We start from the raw sequence: 18,179 nt of genomic DNA, 5'->3' as shown, positions 1-18,179 counted from the left end.
GCAATCGGGAACGATGACCGTCTTTTCATCGCGTCTCACGGCCGTGTCGAATAAAGATCGTACGTATCGGTAGAAACACCGATGCTGTAGTCAAACTACATTCATACCATTAGTCGCTGCAGAGAATCGCTACATCCGATTTCGCAGCGTCGGGCGGCCCGTGCGTCGCCGCCCGCGTGCGCCGGTCGAGCCCAACCGGCCGTAACGATTCCCCGCCTGGCCTGGCATGCGACGCGCAACCACCCAGCATTGCCAGCCGAATGCGTCCGGTGCGAATCCACCGGACGTGCGCAGCTCCAGACATCATTCGAACAACCGGCAATACGATCATGGAGAGCAACATGCGGGACACACTCTGGCCGGCCGTCGTGCTGGCAGCGACCCTCTGCACCACCGCCTACGCAGGCGACGCCGATTTCAACGCGCAGGGCGACGCCACCGATGCGTTCGCGTCGGCCGCCGCGCAACGGCGCGCCGACCTGCTCGTGCGCAAGATGACACTCGACGAAAAACTTCAACTCATTCATTCGCAATACGAAATGTCAAAGGTGCCGGGCGGCGGTGCCGGCTACATCCAGGGCGTGCCGCGGCTGGGCATTCCCGACCTGAACATGGTCGACTCGGCGACGGGTTCCGGCAGCACGTCGCAGGCCAGCACGACGTTCCCCGCGACGATCGCGGTCGCCGCGAGCTGGGATCGCCGCCTGTCGTACGACTACGGCAAGCAGGTCGCGATCCAGTTGCGCGCGCAAGGGTTCGGCATGGGTCTCGGCGGCGGCACCAATCTCGCGCGCGAACCGCGCGGCGGCCGCCTGTTCGAGTATCTCGGCGAGGATCCGCTGCTCGCCGGCGACCTGCTCGCCGAACGCACGCTCGCCACGCAGCGGCAGAAGGTCATCGCGACCATCAAGCACTACGCGGGCAACGAGCAGGAGCACGGCCGGATGGGCGGCAACACGCAGATCGACGAGCGCACGCTGCGCGAACTCTACCTGCTGCCGTTCGAGATCGCCGCGAAGCGCGCTCGGCCCGGCAGCGTGATGTGCAGCTACAACCGCCTGAACGGCGCGTATGCATGCGAGAACCCTCACCTGCTGAACGACGTGCTCAAGAACGAATGGGGCTTCCAGGGCCAGGTGCAGTCCGACTGGGGGGCGACGCACAGCACCGTCGCCGCGATCAACGCCGGGCTCGACGAGGAAGAAGACGTCGGATCGACCGTGTACCTGACGCCGGCGGCCGTCAAGCAGGCCATTGCGAACGGCTCGGTTTCGACCGCACGGCTCGACGACATGGTGCGACGCAAGCTCGCGGTGATGATCCGCGTCGGCGTGATGGACGATCCGGCCAAGGGCGGCGGCACGATCGATTTCGCGGCCGCGAGCCGATTCGCGCAGGCCGCTTCCGAGCAGTCGATCGTGCTGCTGAAGAACGACGGCAACCAGTTGCCGCTTGCCGCGTCGGCACTGTCGCATATCGCCGTGATCGGCGGCGATGCCGATGCGGCGGTGCTGTCCGGCGGCGGCTCGGGCAACACGCGCGACCCCGTATCGGGATCGTTCGCGGGCTGCGGCGGCCTCACGTTCGGGTCGTCGACGGGATGCAGCTGGTGGCGCAATCCGTGGCTGAAGGTCGACGTGCCGATCGTCGCCGCGATCCGCGCGCTCGCGCCGGCCGCGCAGGTCACGTACGCCGGCAACAGCGATCAGCAGTCGCCGTTCCGCGCGTACACGCAGCAGGAGATCGACCAGGCCGCGGCACTCGCGGGCCGTTCGGACGTCGCGATCGTCGTGGTCGCTCAGCCGGCCGGCGAGGATTTCGGTGATCTCCAGAGCCTGAGCCTCGCGAACCCGTCGAACCAGGATGCGCTCGTCGAAGCCGTCGCGCGCGCGAATCCGCACACGATCGTCGTCGTCCAGAGCGGCAACCCGGTGCTGATGCCGTGGAAGGACCAGGTATCCGCGATCGTCGAGGCGTGGTATCCGGGCGAAGCCGGCGGCAAGGCGATCGCGAACGTGCTGTTCGGCGCGGTCAATCCGTCCGGCAAGCTGCCTGTCACGTTCCCCGCGCGCGATCAGGATTCGCCGACCTGGGGGCAAAACGGTGCGTTCGACAACGATCCCGTGTATGCGGAAAAGCTGAACATGGGCTATCGCTGGTATGACGCGCACAACATCAAGCCGATGTTCGAGTTCGGCTACGGGCTGTCGTACACGCACTTCGCGTATTCGGGGCTGTCGGTGTCGAAGCAATGGGACGGGTCGCTGAGCGTCGCGTTCACGGTACGCAACGACGGGCGCGTTGCGGGCGCGGAGACGCCGCAGGTCTATCTCGGCGTGCCGTATAAGGACGAACCGCCGAAGCGGTTGGTCGGCTGGGAGAAGATCTGGCTGAACCCGGGCGAGACACGGCGTGTGCGCGTTACCGTGTCGCCGCGCATGCAGAGCGTGTGGGATACGTCGCGTAACGGCTGGCGCGTGGTGCCGGGCGGGACGGTGTATGTCGGTGCGTCGTCGCGGGATATCCGGCTGCAGGGGCACTGAGCGGCGATAACCCGACGGAAGAGCCGCGCATGTCGTGCCCGGCTCTTCCGTATTCACCCATCCGATGACGGGCCTTACCGGAGCAACAGCGCCAGCAAGGTCGCGAACGCGGCAATCTCGATCAAGCCGCAACATGTGAATGGCCGTTGCCGCACCATTCGCATCGGCGCGCTTCGCCATTCCATTTCCGGTAGATCAACCAGACCGGGCCCTGACGGCATCGAGTTGATTCGATGCGCACCACGGTAAAATTCGGTTTTCATCCCGCCCATGCAACTGGCCAATGCCTGCCCGGGTCAGCATCGAAAGAGTCGACACGCCATCATCACCTTGATTTCCCTACACTTTCCCCGTCGCGACGCATGATGTACTCGCTCGCCACCACTTACATCCGCGAACTCGAGATCCGCAAGAGCCGCTTCATCGCGTACGCGATTCCCGTCGACGACCGCGACGCCGCGATGCAGGCACTGCAACGCCTGCGCGAAGAACACCCGACGGCCACGCATGTGTGCTGGGCACTGCTGGCGGGCGGCCAATCCGGGATGTCGGACGACGGCGAGCCATCGGGCACCGCGGGCCGCCCGATCCTGGAAGTGCTGCGCCATCACGATCTCGACGGCGTACTGGGTGCGGTCGTGCGTTACTACGGTGGCGTGAAGCTCGGCGCGGGCGGATTGGTACGCGCGTACACCGATGCAATCGCGTCGGCACTGCTCGATGCCGAACGCGTCGAGCGCATCCGCTACACGCGGCTCGCGATCGAGATCGGCTATCCCGAGGAAGCGCGCGTGCGCCGCTGGATCGAACAGGCGGGTTATGAACTGGTGGACAGCGCGTACGGGATGACGGTCAGGCTCGTGATCAAGCTGCCCGAGACCGCCGACGCGAACGCGCGGGCCGAGTTGTTCGACCTGACGCAAGGGCGATCAGGCTTTCCCGATCTGTGACGCGTGGCAACCGCGCGCCCCGTCGCCTCCGCTGCCGGCAAATTCCGCCGAAAAATCAGATACGTCCGATAGAAAAACCACACGCCGCCACTTAATCTCACCGGGTTCCCGGCGACTCGCGCCGCATACGTTTCCCGCAGGCCGGCGCAAGCAGCACGCAACCGCCACCGGCCGAGGCGGCGCGCCTGGGCCAGGCGCGCCGACGTACGGTTCACCACGCGTCGCCAATAATCAAAACTCGACTACGGGATAACGGACGCATGCATCAAGTGAAGGCACTGCAAGCCCAGCTTGCGGAACTCGATCGGCGCATCAAGGCGGCGCGAAGCCGCGAACGCAACGCGGTGCTGGCGCAGGTACGCGAACTCGTCACGAACTACGCGCTGACCGCACGGGAAATCTTCGGGCAGGGTTACAGCGATCGCGCGAAGCTGTTCACCGTCGGCATAAAGTATCGCGACCCGGCAACCGGCGCGACATGGAGCGGGCGCGGCCGCGCACCCGCATGGATCGTCGGGCGCGACCGCACCGCGTTCCTGATCCGGGAGTAACGCGCGCCGCGTTGCACGGCGCGCCCCTTCATCGCATCGAACCCGCCACGCTCACTCAGTAAATATCCGGCACGATCATGTTGTCCGGCACCGGCCGGCGGATGTAATCCTCGTGATGCTCGCGCGGCGGCAGGTCGATCGATGCGTGCGGCACCTCGTGATACGGCACCTGCTGCAGCAGGTGGTGAATGCAGTTCAGCCGCGCGCGCTTCTTGTCGACGGCCTGCACGACCCACCACGGCGCTTCCGGAATGTGCGTACGCAGCAGCATCTCTTCCTTCGCGGCCGTGTAGGCTTCCCAGCGGCGGCGGCTCTCGAGATCCATCGGGCTCAGCTTCCACTGCTTGAGCGGATCCTGGATCCGGCTCTGGAATCGCACTTCCTGCTCGTGATCGGTGATCGAAAACCAGTACTTGACGATCTGGATCCCGCTACGCACCAGCATCTTCTCGAACTCGGGCACCGAACGGAAAAACTCCTCGTATTCCTCGTCGGTGCAGAAGTTCATCACACGCTCGACGCCCGCGCGGTTGTACCAGCTGCGGTCGAACAGCACGATCTCGCCACCGGCCGGCAGATGCGCGACATAGCGCTGGAAATACCATTGCGTGCGTTCGCGGTTGTTCGGCGCCGGCAGCGCCGCCACGCGGCATACGCGCGGGTTCAGCCGCTGCGTGATGCGCTTGATCGCCCCCCCCTTGCCGGCCGCGTCGCGCCCCTCGAAAATGACGACGAGCCGGTGCCCCGTGCTCACGACCCAGTCCTGCAGCTTCACGAGTTCGCCCTGCAGCCGGAACAGTTCGCGGAAATACTGCTTGCGCGCTTCGCGACGCTCCTGCGAAAACAGCAGGTCGTCGCTGTCGTCGAAGCGGCGATCGTCGAGCTCCATCTCGAGCTCTTCGTCGTAGGCGTCGACCAGGTCTTCCTCGAAACGGCGCTGGCGCACCTCCATCGATTCGACATCGGTGCGGTCGTCGGTCTCGTTACGGGTATCGTTGTCGCCCATGGGGCCTCCTTCCATCATTGACGCAGCCAAACTCCGACATTATCCCAGTGTCGCGCGTCAAAATCATGAAAAAGGGGCCGGCGCGCCGGTCAGAAGCGGAATGCGAGCAGTACGCTCGCCAGCACGGGGTTCGCGGAGATATCGAACGTGTTCGACGCGAGCTGCCGGTTCGGCTGGTCGATGTCCAGCGTAATCTTCGTACGTAACGGGATATAGGTCACCATGCCGGTGACCCAGAACTGGCGCGTGATCTGGTAGCTCGCGCCGACGGTGAACACCGGCTCCCACACGCTCTTCACCTTGGCCGACACGTTGGTCTTGCCCGACAGCAGCAGGTCGCCGCCGGCATCCCAGATACGCTGGAACAGCGACGGGTCGAGCAGCAGCGACTGCAGGCTGCCGATGTCCGCGCCCGCCGCGAGCAGCCCGCCGAGCGACGCGAGCTTGCGCTGGAACACCGGATTCAGGTTCGTGTTCGTGAAGCGCGTATAGCTGATGCCGATGCCCGCGAACGGGCGGAAACGATCGTCGCGCTCGCCGAGGTAATACTTGAACACGACGGAGCCGAGCCACGCGCGCGTGGTCGCGAGCGGATTGCTTTGCGTGTTCGCGAGATCGATCAGCGGAAAGCGCCCCTGGACGCCGGAAAAAATCCGGTCGAGCGGCAGCGCGATGCTGCCGTGCCCGCGCAGGGTCAGCACCGGCGGAATGCCCGCGCCGAGTTCGGCCGCCCAGTTCTCCGAGAAGAAGTGGGTCAACGTGAACGCCAGCGTGTTCGTATCGCTGAGCGACAGGCTCGAACCCTGGTTCTGAAAGCTGTTCAGCCCGAGGGCGTCCGTGCGCGTCGTCACGGGTGTCGATCGGCCGGTCGTGCCGATGAAGTGCCAGCCGAGGCCGACCATGTTGCGGTCGTCGCCCATCAACTGCGTCAGCAGCGGCGGCGCCTGGGCGGCCGGCAGATCGGGCAGCCGAGACGGGTCGATCGGATGCAGTTCGTACGGCATCCGGTCGGCGTGGACGACACCGCCGGCTGGTGCGCGATCCGCCGTCGCATCGCGGGGCGCGGCCGGCTCGCAGCCGCCAGCTGCGCCGTTGTCGTCGAAGCCGATACCGTCCGCGCCATCGTCGCGCGTGGCCACGCATGCGCGCCCGGCCCCGCTGGTTCGCTGGCCGAGCGTGATCTTGCGTGCCGTCAACGGTATGGTGTCGGGTTGCGGCACGTCGCCCGGGTCGTCACGCCCGCGGCGGGCCGGCCCTGCATCGGTCGCCCACGCGCTCGCATCGAATCCGTCCGCGTCGCCGCCCGGCCAGAAGCCGATTCCGTCGGCGCCGGCCTGCCAGCGCGGCGCGGCGTCGCCGTCCGGCTGCGGCGCGCCATGCGCGGCGGCCGCGCAAGCGCACAGTGCCGCACCGAGCCAGCGCGACAGCGGGCGCACGGCGCCCGGCCGCGCGCGGCGGCGGTCCTTGTCCCGGCTCGCCATCGGCTCAGGCCGGCACGCCGAACAGGCGTTGACGGATGCGATACAACGGCTCGAACAGCCATTCGAGCAGGCTGCGCCGCTCCAGCACGATATCGGCCTTCAGCATCATCCCGGCCCGCAGCGACAGTGCCCGTCCTTCGAATGCCGGCGTGCGGTCGGCCAGCTCGACCCAGGTCTTGAAGTAGGTTTGCGGCGTGGCGGCATCGCCCGGCAGGTTCAACTCCTTCGCGGAAAACGCGACGGGCGAAATCGACAGCACCTTGCCGCGATAGGTGCCGAACTTCTCGACCGGATAGCTGGCGTACGCCACCTTCACTTCCTGCCCTTTCTTCACGAAGCCGGCCTTCGACGACGGAATGTAGACCTCGGCGATCAGCCCGTCGGCCTTCGCGGGCAGGATCTCGACGACGCGCGTGCCCGGCGGGTCGATCACGCCGCCCTGCACGACGTCGAGCCGTACGATCTGCCCGTCGGCGGGCGCGTACAGCACCTGGTTCACGTTCTCGTCGATGTTGTATTCCTTCGCGTTCAGTTCCTCCTGCTTGATCTTCAGTTCCGCGTTCGCGCCGTCGTACTTGCTCTGCATCGTGTCGAGGTCGCCGCGCAGCTTCATCGCATTCTTCACGAGCTCGGCGCGGCGCAGCAGCAGGTCCTGGTACGCCTGCCCGGCCTGCAGGTACTGCGTGTTGACCTGGTTGTACTGCTCGAGCGTCACGACCTGTTCGTCGAGCAACTGCTTCACGCGCGCACGCCGCTCGCCGTACTCGTCGACGATGCGCTTCTGGTCCTGGATCTGCCGGTCGATCAGCCCGCGGCTCTCGCCCTGCGCGGCGATCTGCTGGTTGATCTGCTGCACCGACGACTTGTATTCGAGCCGCGCGGCATCGATCTGCTGCGTCACCTCGACACGCTGCCGGTCGAGCGCCGCGCGCATCCCCTGCACGTTGTTGGCCTGGCTCACGAAGCTCGTGTCGCGCGTCACCGCCAGCAGCCGCTGGCCGGCCTTCACGTGCTGGTCCTTGCCGACGTAGACGTCGCGCACGGCCCAGCCCGGCGGCGCGCTGACGCCGATCAGCCCCGAGCGCGGCGTCAGCATCCCCGACACGCTCTCGGTATTCGCGTAGCTCAGTTCGACGAGCGCGGTCACGAACATCGCGAACATCGCAAGTGACAGGTAGCAGAAGAACCGCAGCGACACCGGCACGTCGACGACGCCGTGGATCACGGTGCCGAAGGTCGTGCCGCGCGCAAGCTTGCGCGACGGCTTCTGTTCTCGGAGGGTGGCGTTCCAGGTCGGCATGGGGCGGGCTCGTCAGGAGCGACGCCGCGCGGCCGCATCGAGCAGCGGCGTCGGCATTAGGTAAGGCGTGAAGTGTTCCCAGAAATGCCACTGCTCGGGCTGGCGTACCAGCGCCTGCTCGAGCCGGTCGACGATGCGCTGGTGCGTCGCGCGCACGGGCGACGCGTCGTCGTCCGCGCCGAGCATCGGCGCGAGCGGGCTGGCCGCGAGCTCGGTGAAATGCACCGCACAGCGATCGCGGAACGGCACGCCCGTCGCATACGCGACGAGCAGCGGAATCCCCTGCTCGACCGCGAGCTTCACGCCGCCGCCGGCCATCCGCACCCAGCGGCCGCCGAGCCGGCAGCGATTGGTCTTGCCGAACTTGCCGTGCAGATCGGAGAACAGCAGGAAGACGGGCGCCTCGCGCCGCAGGCTCGTGATCAGCCGCCGCAGGTGCACGCGCTCCTCGATGTCGATGAACTCCACTTCGCCGGCGCCGTATTCGGCGACGAGCCGCAGCGCATCGTCGAAGAATGCGCCCGGCGCATCGCGGTGCAGGATCACCATCAGCTTGCGGTCGTCGGGAATCATGAAGCGCAGCTTCGTGACGAACAGCATCAGGTTGCCGAAGTGCAGCCCCGCGAGCATCAGCGGGCCGCCGCGCGCGAGCGCCGTGCGCAACTGCTCGTCGCCTTCGCACGCCATGCCGTCGATCATCGACTTCATCGATTCGAGGCTGTGCGTGCGCAGCTTGAGCCCCGCGAACTCGGCCTCGAACAGCTCGCGCACGATCGCCGCCGACACCTCCCGCACCCGTCGCGGATCGTCGTTCAGGTGCGCGCTCAGCATGTATGCGACCGCGCGCTCGATCGACTCGCGAATGCACGGAAAGCAGCGCAGGCATGCGCCCGAGCACCAGCGCATCAGCCGCAGCCCGCGCGCGGGGGACGTGCGCAGCGCGACGGCGCGCACCGCGCGCCGCACCAGGAACGCATACGAAAACGGGTTGAGCAGAAAGAGCCGTCCGAGCATCACCGCGCCTCCTCGGCCGAACGCCATGCGTCGGTCGCGTCGGTCAACACGCCGTCCTGCATCTCGTAGATCCGGTCGACCATCGACAGGATCGACGCATCGTGCGTGACGAGCACGATCGTGCACGGCAGCGTCAGCACGTTGCGGCAGATCTCGTGCGTCGTCGCCTGGTCGAGGTTCGACGAGAATTCGTCGAGAATCAGCAGGCGCGGCTCGCAATACAGCGCCCGCGCGATCAGCAGCCGCTGCATCTGGCCGGCCGACAGGAATTTCTGCGTATCGCCGAGCGGCGTGTCGTAGCGATGGTCGAGCCGCTCGATCTCGTCGTGGATGCACGCGAGCCTCGCCGCGTCGAACATCGCGCCGATCCGCGGCGCGGGCGCGAAGTTCGTGATGTTGTCGCGGATCGTCCCGCGAAACAGCTGGTCGGACTGCGTGACGGCCGCGAGATGCTTGCGGTACTGCCGCAGGTTCACTTCCGCGAGATCGACGCCGCCGACGAACAGCGTGCCGGGCTCGGGCCGCACGAGCCCGCAGATCAGGTTCAGCAGCGTCGTCTTGCCGCTGCCGGTGCGGCCGACGATCGCGACCTTGCCGCCCGCCGGCACATCGAGCGCGATGTCGCGCAGGATCGGGCGGTGGCCGCCTTTCGGCGTATACGACAGCGCGCGAATCGACAGCGCGCCGTCGAAACCGTCGACCGGACGCACGACCGCGTCCGGCGCGGGCTCCTCGGTCTCGGTCTGCAGCACGTCGGCGACGCGATCCATGTGCACCTGCAGCACCTTGCGGCGCACGTAGAGCTGGATCGAATCGATGAACTTGTCGGCAAACAGGTTCTTGTACTGGATGAACGCGTAGATCACGCCGATCGTGCTCTGGCCGTGCATCACGAGCCACGCGCCATACGTGACGATCACGAGCTGCTCGACGTGCACGATGCCTTTCGAGATCGCGTCGAACAGCAGTTGCAGCCGCTCCTGCTGGCGCATCGCCTGCAGCTTCTGCGTGAACGCGTTCACCCACAGGCTGCTGCGCGCGGTCTCGGCCGACAGCAGCTTGATCGAGTGCGCGGAGCGGATGTTCTCGATCAGCAGCGCGTCGGCTTCGGCGCCGCGCGTGAGGATCTGCGACATCGCGTCCTGCAGTTGCGGCTGGATCGCGAGCCGGCTGAGCGCGAACAGCACCATCCCGGCCAGGCTGATGCCGGCCAGCACCGGGCTGTAGTACAGCATCAGCACGAGCGTCAGCGTGCAGGTGACGATATTGAGCAGCCCGCCGACGAGGCCATCGACCAGAAAGCGCCCGACCTCCGACACCGACGACACGCGCGAGATCGAATCGCCGGTGTTGTGGAACAGGAAATAGCCGATCGGCAGCCGCGCGAGATGCCCGACCATGTTCGCCGACAACTGCTGCGACACGATGTTGCGCAGGTAGCTCTTGATGTTGCCGACGAGGTTCGCGTACAGCGTGTCGAACAGGAACACGATCGCGAACAGGATCGTCAGCAGGTACAGGATGTCGACGTCGGTCTTCTTCAGCGCCTCGTCGATCGTCAGCTGCACGTACGACGGGCCGAGCAGCAGCAGGAGCTGCGCGGCGACGCCGCCCGCGATGCCGATCGCGAGGCTCTTGCGAATGCCGGTGAGCCCTTCGAGGTAGTCGCGCAGCCGGATCCGGTCGGCCTGCCCCGCGCGCGTGAAGCCGATGTCCGGATTCAGTTCGAGCGCATAGCCGGTGATGTGCGTGAGCGCCTGCGCGAGCGGCAGCTTCGTTTCGCCGAGCGCGGGATCGACGATGTGCACGCTGCCGTAGCCGACCTTCGTCAGCACGACATAGTGGTTCATCCCCCAGTGCAGGATGCACGGCGTCTTCAACGCATCGAGCTCGCCCGCGTCGAACTGCAGCCCGCGTGCGCGCAGGCCGAGATCGTTCGCGATCTCCATCAGGTCGAAGAACGACAGCCCGGAATCGATCCGGACCGGATAGCGATTGCGCAGCGTGCGCAACGTCGTTTCGCGCCCGTGCCACGACGCGATCATCGCGAGGCAGGCCAGGCCGCACTCCGTCACCTCGTCCTGCAGGACCGGACGGACTTTACGCGTATTGAAGAGCATGGTCGGGCACCCGGGGCGCGACGACGCGCCGCCCGGGCCTGCCGGTAGCAGGCCCGCGACGGGTCGTACGCGATACGCATGGGCGCAGCCGGCACGCTGCCGGCTGCGACGGTAGATCGGTGTTACCGGCTGTTGGGCGGGCCGCTCAGCGCGACGAGCCGAGCGACATCCGGAACTGCTCGACGGCGCGGGTCTGGTACTGGGTCATCAGGCCCTGGAGCGTGGTCCCGATCGACTGGTTGACGAGATCGACCGTATAGGCGGCCGAATTGGAGTAAAGCGACGCGCCGCCGCGAATCTGGCGGGCCTGTTCTTCCGTGATGTCTCGCATTTGCTGTGGCCTTTATATTGTCGGAATGCCCGCCACCGTCAGCCAATTGCAACAATTGCAATCTCAATGGCCTTTACTTTATTACGGATATAATCCGGCACTCCTGCCTCCTGATAATCGCCCGAACCGAAAGCAATACATTTCGGATTCGCTTTATTTCCACTGCGGCGATCGATTCTTTTCCTTCTGTTTCGCAGCATTTCGCGCGGGGGGCGCCTCCCCGCGCACGGCGGTTACTTGCCGGTGTTATTGAACGTCTTCGGGTTCTGCAGGTAATTGCCGAGGCTCGGCAGGAACTGGCCGAGCGCGGTGACCACCGGCGCGGCGTCAACGGCGAGGCTACCCAGCGAGCTGATCGCACCGCCGCCATGCACATTCCTGACCTGTTCCGTCGTCATGACCTTCATCATTCTCTCCTCGTAAAAAATAAAGATGATGCAAAGAACCTTCATTGAAAGACAAACGGCTTTTAATCCCTAGCGACTTGTTAATCTAATAATCACTGCGATTACGAGCCGAAATCAGGCTATCATGCGAGCGCATCGGAATTCAATGGAGGACACACTCTTACAGGCGCGTTTTCCGATGCGCCACCGGTAGCAGGCATTCACGCTGTTTGAATTTCAATTTCAACACGTTTAAATCCCGCCGCAATACGTTGCGGCACGGGCAGGAGACGGAGACGGCCATGTTTGAAACGAGGCGCGCGAATCGCGGATCGACGACGCGGAATGCGGGTAACTCCCTATCAAGTTTTACGACTAGGTGGAATCCCCGACTTGCAACCGTGACATTGTTCGCTGTAACGATAGCCGGCATGTCTGCGAACGCCCGTGCGTTCTGCCTCGACACCGCCTTCCAGTACGCGGTCGTGCACGATCCGCGCTACCTGCAGGCGCGCAGCGAATACGACGCGGCCCGCCAGAAATTCCCCGAAGCGCGCGCGCAGATGCTGCCGCAGGCCGCCGCGCAACTCGAATGGGGACGCTACGGTACGCACGCGAACCTGTTCGGCATCGACGTCAGCGGATCGAGCAATGCCGCATACGGTTCCGCGCAGGTCACCCAGGCGCTGTTCAACGTGCCCTACCTGTACGACATGCGGCGCGCCACCGAGTACGAGGAATCGGCAAGACAGAAGCTCGAGGTGGCGAGGCAGGACCTGATCCTGCGCGTCGCGAACGCGTGCTTCGACCTGCTGAGCGCGCGCGAGAAACTGCAGTCGGCCGACGACGAAGTGAACGCGCTCACCCGGCTCGAAAGCGATACGCGCCGCATGGCGCAGCTCGGGATGAAGACGATCGGCGATACGGCCGAAATCGAGGCGCGCCGCAGCCTCGCGCAATCCGACGAAGCGCTCGCGCAAACCGACGTCGACGCACGCCGCGCCCGCTACGAGACACTGCTCGGTTCGACGATCGATTTCTCGCGCTGGCCCCGGCTCGCGCTGCGCGGGTCGTCGCCGCGCATTCCGTCGGGCGAATACGCGCCGCAGGACAACCCCGCGTACCGGCAGGCGTATCGTGACGTCCAGGTCGCGCGGCTCGCCGCGAAGCGCGTCAGCGCCGAGCACTTGCCGACCGTCGACCTGTTCGCGTCGTATTCGCGCGGGCTCAACCCGAACCTGCGCGGGCTCACCGATCGCTCCGACTTTCATCAGAGCGCGGTCGGCGTGCAGGTGACGATCCCGATCTTCTCCGGCGGCAGCGTGTACTACCGGCAGGTGGAGGCCGAGCACGTGACCGAGCAGTACCGCAACCGGCTGCGCGAGGTCGAGGAGCAACTGGGCACCGATCATCGCGAGGCGCTGTCCGCGCTCGAATCGGTCGGCAAGCGCATCCGCGCGCTGCAGCAGTCGCTGCAGGCCGCGCGTCTCGCCTACGATTCGTCGATGAAGGCGCACCAGGTCGGCTACAGCACGACGTACGAGACGCTGAACCTGCGGCGCGACATCTCGGGCATCCGGCAGAAGCTGTTCGACAGCTATCTCGACGCGCTGAAGCTGCAGCTGAAACTGAAAAGCGTGCTGGGTACGCTCGACGAACAGTCGCTGATCGCGGTGGACAGCTTCCTCGAAAGCAACGCGGCGAACGACCGGAGTTGAGCGCGTCTCGACGCGCATCGGCATTCGACAGAAGGTTGTACACGCAACCTTATTCGGTAATGACGATACGCAATCAGCGAGGCAGAGGCCTGCCAGCAGATCCGCTCGCAGGCGATGGAGCGGCGTATTTCCATCAACCAGCTCGCCGATCAGATCGTGCAGGCACACGCGCTGCTGAGGTAACGCGGGCGCCGTCGCCGCACGTCAGTCCGGCGGTGGCAACACGACCGTGTCCTCCGGCCCGAGCACGCGCCCGTCCTGCGAACGCAACTCGAGCTTCCTGACCGGCAACCCGCTCTTCCGGTCGACGAGCAGCACGTGCGCCTCGTCCGGTTCGAAGAAGAAATCCTCGCCCCACTGCCGCAGCGCGACGAGCAGCGGAAACAGGCCGCGCCCTTTCTCGGTCAGCACGTATTCGTGATGCGCGCCGCCATCCGCGGCCGGCACGATGTCCATGATCCCGTGCGCGACCAGATTGCGCAGACGCGCGGCCAGGATGTTCTTGGCCAGCCCGAGGTTCTTCTGGAATTCGCCGAAACGGCGCAGCCCGTCGAACGCATCGCGCACGATCAGCAGCGACCACCAGTCGCCGATCGCGTCCAGCGGGCGGGCAACGCCGCAGGGGGAATCCTCGTGCGTGGTTCGTCTGTTCATCGATGCATGGGGCGCGTCCGTTCCCGGAATGCGGGCGGAACGGCGGCCGTTTCCGTTGAAGTGAATGGTTGCAATATAAAACTCACTACGCGAAAGATCAATCGCTCGGAGCCCGACTGTTCGCGATCGACGAATGGCAGGGTCGATTCGGGCCTGATTGGCACGCTAACCCCAGCTTCCAGCCGCTAAATTACGGTGCCGTTCCTTTCTGACGGGTCGTCACGCCCCCATCGCCCGGTCGCTCCGCAGTTGGCCCGGACTTCTTTTCGGTTGCAACTTGAAACCCGATAGCCTACGCTTCAATTTGGTTTCAACTTGAAACCAAATTATCCGACTATCCGAAGGAGCGTTCGATGATCCGGTCCGATGCCACGTTCGACGGCACCTTTCCATTCGCCCCGCATTTCGACGACGCATCCGGCTTCCGGATGCACTACGTGGACGAAGGCCCGCACGATGGCGAAACCATCCTGTGCCTGCATGGCGAACCCACGTGGGGCTACCTGTTCCGCCATCTGGTTGCCGCGCTCAGTCCGACGCACCGCGTCGTCGTCCCCGATCACATGGGATTTGGCAAAAGCGCGACGCCGCCGGGCCGCAGCTACTGGTTGCAGGACCACATCGACAACCTGGAACGTTTCGTACTCGCGCGCGGCCTCGATCGCATCACGCTCGTGATGCACGACTTCGGCGGCCCGGTCGGCATGGGGCTTGCCGCGCGGCATCCGGATCGCATCCGGCGGATCGTGTCCGTGAACGGGCCGACGCCGCTCGGCCAGCCCGATCTTGTCGAGCGCCTGAACGCGAACGGTCGCGACGCGCCGTGGTTCCAGTGGATCATGCGCGCGGCGGCGGACGATACGCTCGAGACGGTGCTCGGTCAGCTCGGCTTCAACATCCTGAGCACGCTGAAGCTGAACGGGTTCGAAAACCACGCGATCATCAACGACACCTGGATCGCCGCATACGGTGCGCCGTTCGCGCAACCGGCCGACTGTCTCGGCGCGATCGGATGGGCCCGCGGGTTTGCCGCCGGCGCGCACCGGTTCGAGGAGCCCGATGCGGCGGCGCTGCGCGCGATACGCGAAAAACCCGCGCTCGCGATCTGGGGAGACGCCGACCGGACGCTCGGCGCCGAACACTTCCTGCCGCTCTTCATCGCACTGTTTCCGTCCGCGCCCATCGAGCGGCTGGCGGGCGTCGGGCACTACTGTCTCGAGGATGCGCCCGACGTCATCGCGGCGCGCATCGCACGATTCATCCGGACCACCGGCTGAGTGTGTTCCGCAGCCGGCGGTACGGCACCCGGCTGTGGCACACGGCGTGCGCGGCCGCCTTCGCAACCGCGCACGCCGCCTTCACGTCAGTGAATGATCCGCGTCACCCCCCGCCCGCGCGGGTCGGCCATCGCTTCCGGCGTCTTGCCGTCGATCTTGATCACCTGGATGTCGCCGCTGAAATCCTGCCCCTTCAGCGTGTAGCCGCGCGCCTCGATCTGCTTCGCGAGTTCGCCTTCGATCGGGTGGTACGGCTCCCAGAAGATCGTGTTCGGCGGCAGCAGCTGGTGATGGAAGCGCATCGCGCCGACGGCCTCCTTCAACGGCATCTTGAAGTCGTAGATGTTGTTGATCACCTGGAAGATCGACGTGAAGATCCGCGAACCGCCCGGCGTGCCGATCACGAGCGACACCTTGCCGTCCTTGGTCATGATCGTCGGCGACATCGACGACAGCGGGCGCTTCTTCGGTTCGATCGCGTTCGCGTCGCTGCCGACCACGCCGAACATGTTCGCGACGCCCGGCTTCGCGGAGAAGTCGTCCATCTCGTCGTTCAGCACGATGCCCGTGCCGTCGGCGATCACGCCCGAGCCGAAATACCCATTGATCGTGTACGTGTTCGACACCGCGTTGCCCCACTTGTCGACCACCGAGAAGTGTGTCGTTTCGGCCTTCTCCGGCATCGTCGTGCCGAGGCCGGGCTGCACGCTCTTCGTGTCCGACGGCTCCTTCGGGTTGACTTCACCCGCCCGCTTCGCGATGTAGGCGTCGTCGGTCAGCTGCGCGATCGGCACCTTGTAGAAATCCGGATCGCCGAGATACTGCGCACGATCGGCGAACACGCGCTTCTCGATTTCCGCGACGAGGTGGATGTACTGCGGCGAGTTGAGCTTCACGCCCTCGAAGTCCTGCTTGAGGTCGGCCTTCATCTTCAGCAATTGCACGAGGCCGATGCCGCCCGAGCTCGGAGGCGGCGCGGTGATCACGTCATAGCCGTTCCACTTCGCCTGCACCGGCTGGCGCCACACCGCATGGTATTGCGCGAGATCCTCGGTGGTGATCAGCCCGTTGCCGTCGCCGGTCTTCATCGACGCGGCGATCAGCTCGGCCGTCTTGCCCTTGTAGAAACCTTCCGCGCCGTCGTTCGCGATGCGCGTGAGCACATCGGCGAGATCCGGCTGCTTGAAGTTCACGCCGGCCTTCAGCCCGGAGAAATACTTGTCGAAGTTGGTCTTGCCGCCGAACTCCTTCGACGCGTCGACGCCGCGCTGCGCGAGCTGTTCGTCGACGACGAAGCCATCGCGCGCGTAGTGGATCGCCGGCGCGAGCACCTGCTTCCACTTCAGCTTGCCGAAGCGCTTCTGCGCTTCCCACATGCCCGCGACCGTGCCCGGCACGCCGACCGCGCGCGGGCCGTACAGGCTCATGCCCTTGACGACGTTGCCGTCCTTGTCGAGGTACATGTCCTTCGTCGCGGCGAGCGGCGCACGCTCGCGGTAGTCGATGAAGTACGGCTTGCCGTCCTTGTAGATCGTCATGAAGCCGCCGCCACCGATGTTGCCGGCTTCCGGATACGTGACGGCGAGCGTGAATGCGATCGCGACGGCCGCGTCGATCGCGTTGCCGCCTTCCTTGAAGATCCGCTCCGCGGCATCCGCGCTGTACTTGTCAGCCACCGCGACCGCCGAGCTCGTCAGGACCGCGGGCTGCGGCCCCTTCGCATAGACGGGCGCGTTCGGCAGGAACCCGATGCCGGCCACCGTCGCGAGCACGACAGCGGATGATTTGAAGCGATTCAGCGTAGTCATTGCATGTCCCCCATGTGGATCTCCTTCAGGCCGTAAAAGCCTCTGTTCCGCTCATGGCCGCTGGCGCGCCGACGGCCACATCCGGTTTCGTAGTATAGGGGGACAAAAAGGGTCGAACACGGGGCGTGCAACGAAACCACGTCCGTTGTGTGCGCCCGGTCACGCTGCGGTTTCGGAACATGCATGCGCATCGACCGATATGGCGCGCGATGCGCGTCATCACGCGGCGCACAAAACCGAAAGTTGCGAACTGCGCAGCGGGCCACGTGGCGCTCGAAAAAAAATCTGCAAACGTCCCTCCCGCGGCACGGGCCGATCTGCGAAGATAGCGCCCCGCTTTCGCGCTGCATCATGTTTCGTGCACGCTCCGCTTCACGTTTCCTCGTCTCGCTTCGTATGGCATCACACAATGCGCATCACGCGTCCGGCGTCGCGGCCGGCGTCGCCGCCGCCGCTCTCGTCGCACAAACCGGTGCAACCGGCCCGTGGCACTCGGGTCTGTTCGCCGCATTCGCGGCCGGTGTCGCGGGCGGCACCGCGCCCGACTGGCTCGAAGTCGCATGGTGGAGCCGCAAGCGCCGCCTGTGGATCACGCATCGCACCATCACGCACTGGGGCATCGGCTGGATCGCCCTGCTTGCGATCGGGTGGCACGGGCTCATCCATCATCCGCATCCACTGTGGGCCGCGCCGCTGTTCGGCTTCGCATGCGGCGGCCTGATGCACCTGCTCGCCGACTGGCCGAACCCGCTCGGCGTGCCGTGGATCTGGCGGCGCCACTCGCTCAACCTGTGGAACAGCGGGCATTGCGACCTGATCGTCGTGGCCGCCGCATGGGGCGGCACGCTGTGGCTCGCGCAGTCGCTGTGGTCGCGCGCGCCGCTGCTCGAACACTGGCTCGGCTGGCTGAACCGCGTTTAGTGGCGATTTGACGCAATTCGGCGCGCGATCGGCGTGCCGACGCACATGCAACTTTCCGTTCGTTGAAAGTGCGGTGGCGGCCCCCATCTGAATTCGAATCGTCGACACGCGTGCCCGGC

At 65.6% G+C, this 18,179-nt stretch carries 16 protein-coding genes; 7 read left to right on the top strand and 9 right to left on the bottom strand.

The features are described from left to right. Positions 1 to 341: 341 nt before the first annotated feature. The 3 genes from HWX39_RS12090 to HWX39_RS12080 all read left to right on the top strand — a co-directional run bounded on the left by HWX39_RS12090 (position 342) and on the right by HWX39_RS12080 (position 4,044). Entirely contained in the window at positions 342 to 2,543 is a 2,202-nt protein-coding gene (locus HWX39_RS12090) for a glycoside hydrolase family 3 C-terminal domain-containing protein (protein WP_175968305.1), read from the top strand. 362 nt (positions 2,544 to 2,905) lie between these two features. After that, positions 2,906 to 3,493, top strand: coding sequence for a YigZ family protein (locus HWX39_RS12085; protein ID WP_175968304.1), 588 nt, complete (start codon positions 2,906 to 2,908; stop codon positions 3,491 to 3,493). Between the two features lie 260 nt (positions 3,494 to 3,753). Beyond that, positions 3,754 to 4,044, top strand: a complete 291-nt coding sequence (locus tag HWX39_RS12080; protein ID WP_175968303.1) for an H-NS histone family protein — start codon at positions 3,754 to 3,756, stop codon at positions 4,042 to 4,044. Positions 4,045 to 4,099: 55 nt separating this feature from the next. Here the strand turns inward: HWX39_RS12080 and ppk2 are convergent, their stop codons facing one another. From ppk2 to HWX39_RS12045, 7 genes are all read right to left on the bottom strand, one after another. Continuing rightward, positions 4,100 to 5,050 carry a polyphosphate kinase 2 gene (gene ppk2 / locus HWX39_RS12075; RefSeq protein ID WP_175968302.1) on the bottom strand — a complete coding sequence of 317 codons (951 nt, stop codon included), beginning with the start codon at positions 5,048 to 5,050 and terminating at the stop codon, positions 4,100 to 4,102. A gap of 89 nt (positions 5,051 to 5,139) precedes the next feature. After that, positions 5,140 to 6,531 (bottom strand): OmpW family protein, encoded by a 1,392-nt coding sequence (locus tag HWX39_RS12070; protein ID WP_175968301.1) that lies wholly within the window; start codon positions 6,529 to 6,531, stop codon positions 5,140 to 5,142. A gap of 4 nt (positions 6,532 to 6,535) precedes the next feature. Beyond that, entirely contained in the window at positions 6,536 to 7,831 is a 1,296-nt protein-coding gene (locus HWX39_RS12065) for an HlyD family efflux transporter periplasmic adaptor subunit (protein WP_175968300.1), read from the bottom strand. Positions 7,832 to 7,843: 12 nt separating this feature from the next. Next, positions 7,844 to 8,848, bottom strand: coding sequence for a hypothetical protein (locus HWX39_RS12060; RefSeq protein WP_175968299.1), 1,005 nt, complete (start codon positions 8,846 to 8,848; stop codon positions 7,844 to 7,846). After that, on the bottom strand, positions 8,845 to 10,965 hold the full coding sequence (locus HWX39_RS12055; protein WP_175968298.1) for a peptidase domain-containing ABC transporter: 2,121 nt from the start codon (positions 10,963 to 10,965) through the stop codon (positions 8,845 to 8,847). Before HWX39_RS12055 ends, HWX39_RS12060 begins: the two co-directional genes overlap by 4 nt. Before the next feature lie 145 nt (positions 10,966 to 11,110). Then, on the bottom strand, positions 11,111 to 11,296 hold the full coding sequence (locus HWX39_RS12050) for a hypothetical protein (RefSeq protein WP_027791386.1): 186 nt from the start codon (positions 11,294 to 11,296) through the stop codon (positions 11,111 to 11,113). Between the two features lie 233 nt (positions 11,297 to 11,529). Then, positions 11,530 to 11,706, bottom strand: coding sequence for a hypothetical protein (locus tag HWX39_RS12045; protein ID WP_006479216.1), 177 nt, complete (start codon positions 11,704 to 11,706; stop codon positions 11,530 to 11,532). Between the two features lie 278 nt (positions 11,707 to 11,984). Between HWX39_RS12045 and HWX39_RS12040 the strand changes: the two genes are divergently transcribed. After that, positions 11,985 to 13,400, top strand: a complete 1,416-nt coding sequence (locus tag HWX39_RS12040) for a TolC family protein (protein ID WP_175968297.1) — start codon at positions 11,985 to 11,987, stop codon at positions 13,398 to 13,400. A gap of 72 nt (positions 13,401 to 13,472) precedes the next feature. Then, the gene (locus HWX39_RS36640) at positions 13,473 to 13,583 is read left to right on the top strand and encodes an ANTAR domain-containing protein (RefSeq protein ID WP_279613082.1); all 111 of its coding nucleotides are present in this window, start codon (positions 13,473 to 13,475) and stop codon (positions 13,581 to 13,583) included. A gap of 21 nt (positions 13,584 to 13,604) precedes the next feature. Here the strand turns inward: HWX39_RS36640 and HWX39_RS12030 are convergent, their stop codons facing one another. After that, positions 13,605 to 14,054 (bottom strand): helix-turn-helix domain-containing protein, encoded by a 450-nt coding sequence (locus HWX39_RS12030; RefSeq protein WP_069251376.1) that lies wholly within the window; start codon positions 14,052 to 14,054, stop codon positions 13,605 to 13,607. 353 nt (positions 14,055 to 14,407) lie between these two features. Here HWX39_RS12030 and HWX39_RS12025 point away from each other — a divergent pair, with 353 nt between their 5' ends. After that, complete coding sequence (locus tag HWX39_RS12025) at positions 14,408 to 15,331, top strand: alpha/beta fold hydrolase (protein WP_175968296.1); 924 nt, start codon at positions 14,408 to 14,410, stop codon at positions 15,329 to 15,331. An 86-nt stretch (positions 15,332 to 15,417) separates the two neighbouring features. On the opposite strand, the gene ggt is transcribed toward HWX39_RS12025, so the two are convergent. Beyond that, a complete protein-coding gene (gene ggt / locus HWX39_RS12020) occupies positions 15,418 to 17,139 on the bottom strand; it encodes a gamma-glutamyltransferase (RefSeq protein ID WP_175968295.1) in 1,722 nt (573 codons plus the stop codon). 396 nt (positions 17,140 to 17,535) lie between these two features. On the opposite strand from ggt, the gene HWX39_RS12015 reads away from it, so the two are divergent. Continuing rightward, positions 17,536 to 18,060, top strand: coding sequence for a metal-dependent hydrolase (locus tag HWX39_RS12015; RefSeq protein WP_175968294.1), 525 nt, complete (start codon positions 17,536 to 17,538; stop codon positions 18,058 to 18,060). Positions 18,061 to 18,179 lie beyond the last annotated feature (119 nt).

Origin of the sequence: Burkholderia sp. BCC0322 (assembly GCF_902833045.1) — a bacterium.
GTDB lineage: Bacteria > Pseudomonadota > Gammaproteobacteria > Burkholderiales > Burkholderiaceae > Burkholderia.
The sequence above is the reverse complement of the archived record's forward strand: the minus strand, read 5'-3'. Positions and strand labels throughout refer to the sequence as shown.